This window comes from Buttiauxella sp. 3AFRM03 (assembly GCF_003675305.1).
Taxonomy (GTDB): domain Bacteria; phylum Pseudomonadota; class Gammaproteobacteria; order Enterobacterales; family Enterobacteriaceae; genus Buttiauxella; species Buttiauxella ferragutiae.
The window spans coordinates 2,292,008-2,304,303 of record NZ_CP033076.1 but is presented as its reverse complement, the minus strand read 5'-3'; the positions used below and the strand labels follow the sequence as shown (position 1 = coordinate 2,304,303).

14 protein-coding genes and 1 tRNA gene are annotated in these 12,296 nt (G+C 50.6%); 9 read left to right on the top strand and 6 right to left on the bottom strand.

Going from position 1 to position 12,296, the window contains the following annotated elements:
- Positions 1 to 2: 2 nt before the first annotated feature.
- A complete protein-coding gene (locus D8682_RS12175) occupies positions 3 to 464 on the top strand; it encodes a phage tail protein (protein ID WP_121814351.1) in 462 nt (153 codons plus the stop codon).
- Positions 464 to 1,627: a phage late control D family protein gene (locus D8682_RS12170; protein ID WP_121814350.1), complete on the top strand. Its 1,164-nt coding sequence runs from the start codon at positions 464 to 466 to the stop codon at positions 1,625 to 1,627. Before D8682_RS12175 ends, D8682_RS12170 begins: the two co-directional genes overlap by 1 nt.
- A 44-nt stretch (positions 1,628 to 1,671) precedes the next feature.
- Here D8682_RS12170 and D8682_RS12165 read toward each other — a convergent pair whose 3' ends face one another.
- On the bottom strand, positions 1,672 to 2,085 hold the full coding sequence (locus tag D8682_RS12165; protein WP_115631001.1) for a hypothetical protein: 414 nt from the start codon (positions 2,083 to 2,085) through the stop codon (positions 1,672 to 1,674).
- A 91-nt stretch (positions 2,086 to 2,176) separates the two neighbouring features.
- Between D8682_RS12165 and D8682_RS12160 the strand changes: the two genes are divergently transcribed.
- Positions 2,177 to 2,395: a DNA-binding transcriptional regulator gene (locus D8682_RS12160; RefSeq protein WP_115630999.1), complete on the top strand. Its 219-nt coding sequence runs from the start codon at positions 2,177 to 2,179 to the stop codon at positions 2,393 to 2,395.
- Positions 2,396 to 2,527: 132 nt separating this feature from the next.
- Here D8682_RS12160 and D8682_RS12155 read toward each other — a convergent pair.
- The 4 genes from D8682_RS12155 to rpsU form a co-directional block, all read right to left on the bottom strand.
- Positions 2,528 to 2,604, bottom strand: a tRNA-Ile gene (locus D8682_RS12155).
- A gap of 184 nt (positions 2,605 to 2,788) precedes the next feature.
- A complete protein-coding gene (rpoD, locus tag D8682_RS12150; protein ID WP_121814349.1) occupies positions 2,789 to 4,624 on the bottom strand; it encodes an RNA polymerase sigma factor RpoD in 1,836 nt (611 codons plus the stop codon).
- 154 nt (positions 4,625 to 4,778) lie between these two features.
- Positions 4,779 to 6,524, bottom strand: a complete 1,746-nt coding sequence (gene dnaG, locus D8682_RS12145; protein WP_121814348.1) for a DNA primase — start codon at positions 6,522 to 6,524, stop codon at positions 4,779 to 4,781.
- 166 nt (positions 6,525 to 6,690) lie between these two features.
- On the bottom strand, positions 6,691 to 6,906 hold the full coding sequence (gene rpsU / locus D8682_RS12140; RefSeq protein WP_001144069.1) for a 30S ribosomal protein S21: 216 nt from the start codon (positions 6,904 to 6,906) through the stop codon (positions 6,691 to 6,693).
- Between the two features lie 247 nt (positions 6,907 to 7,153).
- Between rpsU and tsaD the strand changes: the two genes are divergently transcribed.
- Positions 7,154 to 8,167: a tRNA (adenosine(37)-N6)-threonylcarbamoyltransferase complex transferase subunit TsaD gene (gene tsaD / locus D8682_RS12135; RefSeq protein ID WP_064540151.1), complete on the top strand. Its 1,014-nt coding sequence runs from the start codon at positions 7,154 to 7,156 to the stop codon at positions 8,165 to 8,167.
- Positions 8,168 to 8,201: 34 nt separating this feature from the next.
- Here tsaD and plsY read toward each other — a convergent pair whose 3' ends face one another.
- Positions 8,202 to 8,819: a glycerol-3-phosphate 1-O-acyltransferase PlsY gene (plsY, locus tag D8682_RS12130; RefSeq protein WP_064540149.1), complete on the bottom strand. Its 618-nt coding sequence runs from the start codon at positions 8,817 to 8,819 to the stop codon at positions 8,202 to 8,204.
- A 107-nt stretch (positions 8,820 to 8,926) separates the two neighbouring features.
- On the opposite strand from plsY, the gene folB reads away from it, so the two are divergent.
- The 5 genes from folB (at position 8,927) to D8682_RS12105 (ending at position 12,280) form a co-directional block, all read left to right on the top strand.
- A complete protein-coding gene (gene folB, locus D8682_RS12125; protein WP_121814347.1) occupies positions 8,927 to 9,295 on the top strand; it encodes a bifunctional dihydroneopterin aldolase/7,8-dihydroneopterin epimerase in 369 nt (122 codons plus the stop codon).
- 104 nt (positions 9,296 to 9,399) lie between these two features.
- Positions 9,400 to 10,218, top strand: a complete 819-nt coding sequence (bacA, locus tag D8682_RS12120) for an undecaprenyl-diphosphate phosphatase (RefSeq protein WP_064540145.1) — start codon at positions 9,400 to 9,402, stop codon at positions 10,216 to 10,218.
- 148 nt (positions 10,219 to 10,366) lie between these two features.
- Complete coding sequence (locus D8682_RS12115) at positions 10,367 to 10,870, top strand: hypothetical protein (RefSeq protein WP_064540142.1); 504 nt, start codon at positions 10,367 to 10,369, stop codon at positions 10,868 to 10,870.
- Entirely contained in the window at positions 10,852 to 11,166 is a 315-nt protein-coding gene (locus D8682_RS12110; protein ID WP_064540140.1) for a PTS fructose transporter subunit IIB, read from the top strand. The genes D8682_RS12115 and D8682_RS12110 overlap by 19 nt, the downstream gene beginning before the upstream one ends.
- A complete protein-coding gene (locus D8682_RS12105) occupies positions 11,159 to 12,280 on the top strand; it encodes a PTS fructose transporter subunit IIC (RefSeq protein WP_121814346.1) in 1,122 nt (373 codons plus the stop codon). Before D8682_RS12110 ends, D8682_RS12105 begins: the two co-directional genes overlap by 8 nt.
- Positions 12,281 to 12,296: the final 16 nt, after the last annotated feature.

The following is a 12,296-nucleotide window of genomic DNA, read 5'->3' as shown; positions in this document are numbered from 1 at the left end:
CCATGATGCTTGCCCTCGGCATGTTTGTATTTCAGCTACAGACACTGCCTTACCAGAGCCTGCAAAGGGATGTGGATTATCGCTGGCCGTCGAACAGCCGCGTTGGCCTGCGACCGGCGATGCAGTTCCTCGGCGTGAATGAGGAAAAAATTGTCCTGAGTGGAAGCCTGTTGCCGGAAATCACCGGCGGCAGGCTGTCACTGCTGGCACTCAACCTGATGGCGGATGAGGGGCGCGCCTGGTCGCTGCTCGATGGCAGCGGCACCATTTACGGCATGTTTGTGATTAATTCAGTCAGCGAAACCCACAGCGAATTTTTTGCCGACGGCTCAGCCATGAAGATTGATTTTACCGTCAGCCTGACGCGCGTGGATGAGTCGCTGACGGCGATGTTTGGTGATATTGAAAGGCAGGCTGAAAGTCTGGTCGGGAACGTGCAGAGTAAAATCGGAGGGTTATTTTAATGCTGACCGGAATGACACTCGATGCCGGGGCAAGCATGGCACCGGCGTTTATGCTCACCCTCAATCAGCAGGACATCACTCGCAATATCAGTGACCGGTTGATTAGCCTCAGCATGACCGATAACCGGGGTTTTGAGGCTGACCAGCTCGACATTGAACTCGATGACACTGACGGCCTGATTGAGTTACCGGTGCGCGGGGCGGTGCTGTCACTGTTCCTCGGCTGGCAGGGTTCGGCGCTGCTGGGGAAAGGTCAGTTCACGGTCGATGAAATTGAACACCGGGGCGCACCGGACACGCTGACTATCCGGGCGCGCAGTGCAGATTTTCGTGGCACACTCAACTCACGCCGCGAGGCGTCCTATCACGACACCACCCTCGGAGAAGTGCTCAACACTATCGCCAGCCGCAACAAACTGACGGCCAGTGTTGCGCCACAGTTTGCCGCGATTGCCATCCCGCATATCGACCAGACGCAGGAATCCGACGCGAAATTTCTCACCCGCCTGGCGGAGCGCAACGGCGCGGAGGTATCAGTCAAGGCCGGTAAACTGCTGTTCATCAAAGCGGGTGCCGGTGTCACCGCCAGCGGCAAACCCATTGCGCAGATGAGCATCGAGCGCCGCGACGGTGACCGTCACCAGTTTGCCATTGCCGACCGTGGGGCTTACACCGGCGTGACTGCTAAATGGCTGCACACCAAAGAGCCGAAAGAACAAAAGCAGCAGGTCAAACTCAGGCGTAAGGCCAAACCGCAGAACCTGCGCGCCCTCCAGCATCCGAAAGCGAAGCCGGTGAAAGAGAAGAAGACACCCAAAGAAAAGGAGGCGCGCGAGGGCGAGTATATGGCCGGTGAGGAGGATAACGTGTTTGCCCTGACCACTATCTACGCCAGCAAGACGCAGGCGATGCGCGCGGCTCAGGCCAAATGGGACAAACTGCAACGCGGGGTGGCGGAGTTTTCGATTAGCCTCGCGATGGGGCGCGCAGATCTTTACCCGGAAACACCTGTCACGGTGTCAGGCTTCAAGCGCGTCATCGACGAGCAGGCATGGACGATCACTAAGGTGATGCACTCACTCAGTAATAGCGGCTTCACGACAACCTTAGAGCTTGAGGTGAGGTTAAAAGATGTTGATTACGAAGCAGATAATGAAGATTAACTAAAACAACCCGCTTTTGCAGCAGGTTGTCAGTTTTGTGGTAGTTACTTGAGGCTGCCTGTAAACAAATGGGTTTTTGAAAGCATCAGTGTTTTTGCATCAGTTGGTGATAGATCCCCCATTTCCTTACATGTATTAAGTGGGGTCTCAAGAGAGTAGCCAGTCGCTTTAAATTGATTAGTGATATGCAGGTTTTTTACTCCGACCAGATATGAAGACGGAGCATCTTTAGTCCATATTGAATTACAGACGCCAGTTTTTATAACTAAATCGTAAATCTCAGGGGTAATGCTGCGACTCGGGAGGGCGACTAAAACACCTTCTTTCTCAGCTGTAATTTCGACAGGTTGCCATGGGGCGAGGTATTTGTTCAGGACTTTAGTGTTTACGTTCTGGGCTAGGGCAGAGGAGGAGATGACTAACATTGAACCCAGAAGGGTAAGTTTAATCGGTGACATAAAACGTCCTTATCTTGAGAAAATATCAAAATTCACAATTAATGAATTAAGGTGTACTATTTATTCACTTATTGGGAGTTTTGGGGTGATTATGTTTCATTGTCCACAGTGTCAGCACGCAGCACATGCGCGTACAAGCCGCTATCTTAGTGAGAATACTAAAGAGCGTTATCACCAATGCACTAACATAAATTGCAGTTGCACTTTTGTAACAATGGAGTCCGTAGAGCGATTTATCGTCACTCCGGGCAAGGTAAATCCTGCGCCACCACATCCATTACCAACCGGTCAGCGTCAGCTGTGGATGTAATAGAACCCGCCTGGAGCGGGTTTTTTTATGATGGCGATAAAAATCTACCGCCATTCTATCGCCATCGAAAATCAGAAAAAAAAAGCCACTTCGTTTGAAGTGGCTTAATTATATGATTTTAAAGCTAAAATTTGGTGGCCCCTACTGGACTTGAACCAGTGACCAAGCGATTATGAGTCGCCTGCTCTAACCAACTGAGCTAAGGGGCCGTGGCGCAGGATTATAATGTAACTCTGGGCTGCAATCCAGTGATTGCGTGACATCTGCCGCTTTTATAATCAAAGCCTAATCAAACTCTTATATTTCCCGCTTCTGATATTTTGCTCAGCTATTGTTAGCGGGCAGAAATAAAAAAGCCCTCGCGATGGAGGGCTCTTGAGAGGGGCGATGTGATTAGTCGTCCAGGAAGCTACGCAGTACTTCAGAGCGGCTTGGGTGACGCAGTTTGCGCAGTGCCTTCGCTTCGATCTGACGGATACGTTCGCGGGTAACGTCGAACTGTTTGCCCACTTCTTCCAGCGTGTGGTCGGTATTCATGTCGATACCGAAACGCATACGCAGAACTTTCGCTTCACGCGCTGTCAGGCCCGCCAGAACGTCGTGAGTTGCGTTACGCAGGCTTTCAGACGTTGCAGAGTCCAGTGGCAGCTCGAGGGTGGTATCCTCGATGAAATCACCCAGATGCGAATCTTCATCGTCGCCGATCGGCGTTTCCATGGAGATAGGTTCTTTGGCGATCTTCAGCACTTTACGGATTTTGTCTTCCGGCATTAACATGCGTTCAGCCAGTTCTTCCGGCGTTGGCTCACGACCCATCTCTTGCAGCATCTGGCGCGAAATACGGTTGAGTTTGTTGATAGTCTCAATCATATGCACCGGAATACGGATGGTACGCGCCTGGTCAGCGATAGAGCGAGTGATAGCCTGGCGAATCCACCATGTGGCGTAAGTCGAGAACTTATAACCACGGCGGTATTCAAACTTATCAACCGCTTTCATCAGGCCGATGTTACCTTCCTGAATCAGGTCGAGGAATTGCAGACCACGGTTGGTGTATTTCTTGGCGATCGAAATAACCAGACGTAAGTTTGCTTCCACCATCTCTTTCTTCGCACGACGAGCTTTCGCTTCACCGATGGACATACGACGGTTAATGTCTTTAACCTGCTCGATAGTCAGGCCGGTTTCTTCTTCAATCTGTTGCAGTTTCTGCAAGCTACGATGAACGTCGTCAGCAACGTCATGCAGTTTTTCAGACCACGGCTTGTTCATTGCGATAGCGGCTTTGAACCAGGTTTCGCTGGTTTCGTTGCCGGTGAACAGTGTGATGAAGTTTTTCTTCGGCATTTTGCACTGTTCAACACACAATCTCATGATCAGACGTTCTTGCGTACGAACGCGGTCCATCATGACGCGCATGCTGTTTACCAGGTAATCGAATTGCTTCGGTACCAGGCGGAACTGTTTGAAGACTTCAGACAATTGCAAGATTTCAGCGGCAGAGTCTGCGTGAGCACGGCCTTTCGCTTTAATCGTGTCGCGAGTTCTTTCGTACTGCGTACGCAGTTCGCCAAATTTCTCACGAGCGAGTTCAGGGTCGATGCTGTTGTCATCGTCCGCGTCGTCGTCGTCTTCCTCATCGTCACTGTCACTGTTTTCTTCGGTGGTCAGTTCAGAACCAATGTGAGTGGCGGTAGGGGCAAGGTCTTCTTCTGCATTCGGGTCAACAAATCCGGTGATCAAATCAGACAGACGTGCTTCTTCTGCTTCGACGCGGTCATACTGCTCAAGCAGATAAGTGATCGCTTCCGGGTATTCGGCAACGGAGCACTGCACCTGGTTGATACCGTCTTCGATACGCTTAGCGATATCGATTTCACCCTCACGGGTTAACAGCTCAACGGTACCCATTTCACGCATGTACATGCGAACCGGGTCAGTAGTACGCCCGATTTCGGATTCAACGCTGGACAGAACCTGTGCAGCAGCTTCTTCCGCATCTTCGTCTGTGTTGTTTGAGTTTTCAGCAAGCAACAGGTCATCGGCGTCAGGTGCTTCTTCCATCACCTGAATGCCCATGTCATTGATCATTTGGATGATGTCTTCGATCTGATCAGAGTCGACGATATCTTCCGGCAGATGGTCATTGACCTCGGCATAGGTCAGATAGCCTTGCTCCTTGCCCTTGGTAACAAGAAGTTTAAGCTGTGACTGCGGGTTTTGCTCCATAAGACGGTATCCACACTTCAGTATTAGGGTTGGTGTCGGTCGGCGAAACCGCCAACAATAACGTAACGAGGGCTGACTTATTTTATTGCCGCTGCCCATCCTTGCGGCGTTCGGGTTTGACCCGATCAATGTTCGGCAGTTAAGCCGATAATAATTACTTTTTCGCGCGTGATTCTGTTATCACACGGACTTCCTCACGCTCCGCAGGCGTTAGCCCTGTAGTTCTGGAACGTGCCATCAATTCTTCAAACCTCAATTCCAGCACTGAATCAAACATGTGTTCGAGTGCGTCGTTGAATGTTTTTTCTGCAATGTCCTTATCTGCTATATCGTCCCATGAAGAGAGTTTTTCAAGGGTGGCGGCTTCTTCTGTACCGCGATATAGCTCTAAAAGCTGCCCGGTGGTTAAACCTGGTTGTGCCAGACAGGTGTTCACCAAATTGATAAACAGTGTCAGCCCTGGCAACTTAGCCTGCTCCAGACCGTTTAGCGGTGGCACATTCGGTGCCAGCTCTGGATTCTGCACCAGCAGTCCTATCAGTATACGCATGGTTGTGCGTTTTAGCTGTGGGGCTGGGCGCGGCGTGCTGTTTTCCGCAAGCTTTGGCATCAATTTTTCAAGCTGGCTATCGTCCAGAATGCCCAGTTTGTTACCCAGCTCCTGGCGCAGATAAATGCGCAAAGTTTCACCAGGTACCTGACTAATCAGGGGTAATGCAAGAGTACTCAGTCGCGCTCGGCCATCCGGTGAGCTCAAATCGACCTGCGGCATCAGGCTGTTAAAAAGAAACGTAGAAAGCGGCTGAGCATGTTCCATGCGCGCTTCAAATGTTTCTTTGCCTTCTTTGCGCACCAGCGTGTCGGGGTCTTCACCGTCAGGCAGGAACATAAAGCGCAACTGACGGCCGTCCGTCATATAAGGTAGTGCAGTTTCCAGAGCACGCCATGCGGCATCTCGTCCTGCGCGATCCCCGTCATAACAACAGACAACGGTATCAGTCACTCGGAACAGCAACTGGATATGGTCGGCAGTGGTTGAGGTGCCCAGTGAGGCAACGGCGTAAGAAATACCGTATTGCGCCAACGCCACCACATCCATGTAGCCTTCCACAACTAACAAACGTGCGGGTTCGGGCTGGCTCTGTTGAGCTTCATACAGGCCATACAACTGGCGGCCTTTATGGAAAATATCGGTTTCCGGGGAGTTCAGGTACTTCGGCAGGGCATCGCCCAGCACTCGGCCACCAAAACCAATTACCCGGCCTCGCTTGTCGCGGATGGGGAACATCACCCTTTCGCGGAAACGGTCGTAACTACGTCCCTGATCGTTAGTGACCAACATACCCGCATCCGTCAGTGCTTGACGGTTTTCGGTATTACCACCAAAACGTTTTAAAACGTTATCCCAACCGGGAGGGGCGTAGCCGATGGCGAAATGTTGAATAACTTCGGAGCTTAAACCGCGCTGTGCCAGATACTGACGAGCAGGTTCAGCCGATTGTTGAGCCAGGGATTGTTGATAAAAGGCGTTTAAGCCATCCATTAATTGATAAAGACTTTGCCGTTGATGACGCTCAATCTGGCTCGGTCCGCTACCTGCTTCGTAAGGCACTTCAAGATTGTGCATTGCCGACAGTTCTTCAACGCTTTCGACAAACTCAAGCTTGTCATAGTTCATTAAAAAATCGATGGCGTTGCCATGTGCCCCACAGCCGAAGCAATGGTAAAACTGTTTTTCACCGTTTACGGTGAAAGAGGGGGTTTTTTCGTTATGGAACGGACAGCACGCATGATAGTTCTTGCCCTGCTTTTTGAGCTTAACACGGGCATCAATCAGATCGATGATGTCGGTGCGAGCCAGCAAGTCATTGATGAATACACGTGGAATTCGTCCAGCCATAGGCCCCGTTTGGTACTCGCTTTCTTTCAATATTGCGATAAAACCGCGACATGAAAGAGCAGGAAGTATGTCAGTTCATGAACGAAAATAAGCCGCGCATTCCTTTCGGAAGCACGGCCTTTACAACTACTACTAGTCTGTTTTGGAGGATTGAGCCTCCAGAAAATTAGTACAGACGAGTGCGGCGTGCGTTTTCGCGAGCCAGTTTCTTCGCGTGACGTTTCACAGCAGAAGCTTTAGCGCGTTTACGTTCGGTAGTCGGTTTTTCATAGAACTCACGACGACGAACTTCCGCCAGAACACCTGCTTTCTCACAAGAACGCTTGAAGCGACGCAGTGCTACGTCGAATGGCTCGTTTTCACGTACTTTAATTACCGGCATTAACTCTCACCTTTGATAAATTCGGTTTGCCGCTGACTTAGGCGTCAGCTATTTCAAAATGGTGCGGAATTTTACTGCAACTACTGCTGCTTTGTAAAGCACCGGACAACCAGAAACCTGGCTTTTAAGGCCGGAATCTTCCAGGGGTGCGGATTATACACCACCGTCGGCCAATAGGTGAGCATTGTTTTACAATAAGCCCCCATGAGCTTAAACTTCGCGCCAAGACTTTGAGGTAGAGACCGCCATGCGAGTACTGGGTATAGAGACTTCCTGTGATGAAACCGGCATCGCCATTTATGACGATGAAAAAGGGTTATTAGCTAATCAATTGTATAGTCAGGTGAAACTGCACGCTGACTATGGCGGCGTGGTGCCGGAGCTTGCTTCCCGCGACCATGTTCGCAAAACAGTGCCATTGATTCAGGCAGCATTAAAAGAAGCAGGATTAACCGCAAAAGATATTGACGGTGTCGCCTATACCGCAGGGCCTGGTTTGGTCGGTGCGTTGTTAGTCGGCGCAACAATTGGTCGCTCGCTGGCGTTTGCCTGGGATGTTCCTGCTGTGCCGGTTCATCATATGGAAGGGCATTTATTAGCGCCGATGCTGGAAGAAAATCCACCTGAGTTCCCGTTTGTCGCCCTGCTGGTTTCCGGCGGTCATACACAATTGATTAGCGTGACGGGAATTGGGCAATATGAGCTTTTAGGTGAGTCTATTGATGATGCTGCCGGTGAAGCCTTTGATAAGACTGCCAAACTATTGGGGCTGGATTATCCTGGCGGCCCAATGCTGTCAAAAATGGCATCACAAGGCACTGCGGGGCGCTTTACTTTCCCACGCCCGATGACTGACCGCCCAGGTCTTGATTTCAGCTTCTCCGGCCTGAAAACGTTCGCGGCGAACACTATTCGCGGCAATGAAGCCGATCCACAAACCCGTGCAGATATCGCTCGCGCATTTGAAGATGCGGTTGTCGATACGCTGGCGATTAAGTGTAAACGTGCGTTGGATCATACTGGCTTTAAACGCCTGGTAATGGCAGGTGGCGTCAGTGCAAATCGTACTCTGCGTACGCGTATGGAAGAAATGATGGCAAAACGCCGTGGGGAAGTGTTCTACGCGCGCCCAGAATTTTGTACTGATAACGGCGCGATGATTGCTTATGCTGGCATGATTCGTTTGAAAGCCGGAACAGCGGGTGAATTGAGCGTGACTGTGCGCCCTCGTTGGCCGCTGGCTGAGTTACCTGCTGCGTAAAGGTTCACCAGAATCATTAGAAGGGAGTGAGAATTCACTCCTTTTTTTTGTCTTTATTTCTGCGCAGTTTCTTCCAGATTTTGGCTTCCTGCCCACGCCATAAACGTTGAATGTTGTCGTGGTGGCGCATCAAAATCAGGCACGACAGCATGGCAACCGGGAAGGTAAATTGCGGTTTGAACCACCAGACATAGAACGGCGCAATCAGAGCGCTGATAATCGCCCCTAAAGACGAATAACCGCTCAGTAATACGCTCAACAGCCAGGTTCCCGCCATTACGCCGGTTAAATCCCAGCCGATGGGAGCGATAGCACCAAAAGCCGTCGCAACGCCTTTACCGCCGTGGAAATTGAAGAATACAGGCCAGATATGCCCGATACAGGCTGCGATAGCGATAAGCCCCAGCCAGAACGGTGTCACGCCTAGTGCGTAAGCCGCCCAGACGGGTAGCATTCCTTTAAGAACATCAAAAATCAGTACCGCTACGGCAGCGCCTTTGCCGCCAATGCGTAAGACATTGGTTGCTCCAGGATTGCCAGAACCGTTTTGTCGTGGATCAGGAAGACCGGCAACTCGGCAAACCAGGATGGCGCTAGAAATTGAGCCGCAAAGATACGCAAGCAGGATCATGACTGGCGCGATTGCACTCATAACGCTGTTCCATTTTGAAAGTGTCGTTGTATTCTCTGCATCTGTGGATAATACGCATATTTCGCCGGAAGTGGTATCTGGCGTGACTAAAAACCGGGCAGGGCGTGATGGATATTGTATTTATAGAGCAACTCACTGTAATCACCACAATTGGTGTTTACGACTGGGAACAAACGATCTCACAGAAACTGGTCTTCGATATCGAAATGGCATGGGATAACCGCCAGGCTGCCAGCAGTGACGACGTAAAAGATTGTTTAAGCTATGCCGATGTCAGCGATGCAGTCATCAGCCATGTTTCGGGTGGCCGTTTTGCATTGGTTGAACGCGTGGCTGAAGAGGTTGCACAACTGCTACTCACTCGCTTTAACTCGCCGTGGGTACGTTTAAAAGTCAGTAAACCAGGTGCGGTTGCGCAGGCCACCAATGTTGGTGTAGTTATCGAGCGTGGCATTAATCTTAAATTAAGTCATTAGGTTCATATTGGCTAAACCAAACAGGCGTAGCTTAGTCAAAACTGTCATCTTTTCGCGGCAGACGCCGCTTTTTTTCTGTGTGTTTTGGGGTTAGAGGATTTTTAATGAGCGATCTGCACTCGTTAGTTATTGCTGCAATTCTTGGGGTTGTCGAAGGGTTAACGGAGTTTTTACCCGTCTCATCCACCGGTCATATGATTATTGTTGGTCACCTTCTGGGATTTGAAGGTGACACGGCGAAAACGTTTGAAGTCGTTATCCAGTTAGGTTCGATTCTGGCGGTTGTGGTGATGTTCTGGCGCCGTCTGTTTGGGCTTATCGGTATCCACTTTGGCCGCCAACCTCACGAAGGTACCGGAACCGGGCGTTTAACGCTGATTCACATTCTGCTGGGCATGGTGCCTGCAGTAGCGTTGGGGCTGGTTTTCCATGACATGATCAAGTCGCTATTTAACCCGGTAAACGTCATGTATGCGCTGGTGGTTGGTGGTGTGCTACTGATTGCCGCTGAGATGTTCAAACCGAAGGTTCCGCGTGCCGAAGGTGTGGATGACATTACTTATCGTCAGGCTTTTGCGATTGGTTGTTTCCAATGCTTAGCGCTGTGGCCGGGCTTCTCGCGCTCAGGCGCCACGATTTCAGGTGGCATGTTAATGGGCATCAGCCGTTATGCAGCCTCTGAGTTCTCGTTCCTGCTGGCGGTGCCAATGATGATGGGTGCGACCGTGCTGGATGTTTATAAGAGCATCGGTTTCTTAACCATGGCTGATTTGCCAATGTTTGCCGTTGGTTTTATGACAGCATTTATAGTTGCGTTGATTGCCATTAAAACGTTCCTGCAACTGATTAAACGTATTTCGTTCATTCCGTTCGCAATTTATCGATTTGCGGTCGCAGCAGTGGTTTATTTCGTATTCTTCTAATATTAACCACTAATAACAAAAGCCACTTTAATTAAGTGGCTTTTTTATTCCAAATATTTGGTTGATTAGAATAACGGGAATTGTGCGAGCAATCACATTTACTCCACAGGTTAATGACTATTATCATGCGCTCAAGACTGGAGGAAATATGTACGTCATAGTCCACCGATTAATCAGTTACTGCTTTTACTGCCTGCTGGGGAAATTCAGCAGCGTGAGGTCATTGCTGAGTGGACTTTGCTGTTTCAACTCCGTTCAATCACTTAGTGTTGCCGAAGAATACCCGCAGGAAAATAACGAAGATGAGTTTTCTGGCGGCTGGTCACGCTTGTGGGATTGTGCTGGCGAGAGCCTGTTTACCTTATCCAAACGCCCACAAACCCCACTCGTTTCCAACACTGTAAATACCACTATTCAGGCCCAACTAGTGGCGCAACTCCGCCATGAACTGGCATTTAGCTACACCACTCGCAGTGCGCACCAGTTGCTGGTGTGCCACCGTTTGAGTGGCGAGTCCGATGCGAATTCAGATTCACATAACAGACTGTTTTACTGCTTAAAAAGCACAATGCGCCTTATCGCCATTGTGCTTTTTTTATTGTCTGTACCCGCCCATCTGAGAGAGGAATCACTATGTACATCGTTTGTGTAGCTGCATGTCCGACTGGCGTTGCTCATACCTTCATGGCCGCCGAAGCTCTGGAAATCACTGGCAAAAGCCGTGGGCACGAAATTAAAGTCGAAACCCAGGGCAGTATGGGGTCGGAAAATGAAATTACCGCGGAGGATCTGGCGCGTGCCGATGGTGTAATCATCGCCGCTGATGTGGCCATTAACAACAAAGAGCGCTTCGATGGCATGCTAAAGCTGGAATGCAGCGTGGCAGACCCGATTAAGTTTGGTGACGCCGTCTTTGATGCCATTGAGCAGGAGATCAATAATGGCTAAATTTCAGGGTGGCGGGGTGAAATCCTCTACCGGGACGGAGGTGAAAAACGCCATTATGACCGGTGTGTCATACATGCTGCCGTTTGTCATTGCCGGTGCCGTCATTATGGGTATTGCCCGTATCGGTGCATCGATGTATGGCATTGATAACATTTGGGATGCCAGCCACGAACAGGCCGCAAGCCTGGTGGTGCAGATGCTGCATAAGTTCGATGGTTTTGGCGGCCTGGCGTTGTCATTAATGCTGCCGATTGTGGCAGGTTACATCAGCTTTGCGATTGCCAATAAACCGGGGATTGCACCAGGTATGGTCGGCGGCCTGTTAGCCAGCAACCTCGGCACCGGCTTTCTTGGTGCGCTGGCGGCGGGTTTTGTCGCCGGTTACGTGGTCCGCTTGCTGACCGCAAAAATAAAACTGCCACGCTCGCTGGCCTCTGCTGGGCCGATTTTCATTCTCCCCGTTGGCGGCACGCTGCTGACCTGCATCATTATGGCGTTTGTGATTGGCACGCCACTGGCGGCACTCAATCGCGGTATGGAAGCGTGGCTGCTGGCGATGTCCGGCACTAACAAAATTATTCTGGCCGCAGTGGTCGGTGGCATGGTGGGCTTTGACCTTGGCGGCCCGGTCAATAAAGCCGCAGTTACCACCGCAATGGCACTGCTGGCCTCGGGGATTTACGACCCCAACACCGCGGCACAAGTGGCGATAATTATCCCGCCGATTGGCCTTGGCGTCGCAACTCTTATCTGGAAGCATCGCTTCCCAGAATCTCTGCAAGAAGCGGGCAAAGCCTCAACGTTAATGGGCTTGATTGGTGTTTCAGAAGGGGCGATCCCCTTCGCCTTAGCCAATCCAAAGATCATCATTATCAACGTGGTCGGTACAGCGACAGGGGCGGCGATGGCGGTTGGTTTAGGGGCGGTAAACCATGCGCCAATTTCCGGATTTTACGGTTGGTTAGCCGTTGATGGCTGGCCGGTTTACATCCTGTCTATTGCCGTAGGTTCAGCAATTGTCGCAATGGGTTCGCTGCTGGTGTTCAGTCAGTCGACACCTTCGGGCAATAAAGTAGAAAAAGCAGCTGCACCTAAATTTAAAGTGAGCCGTTAGACTTTTATTTAATGGT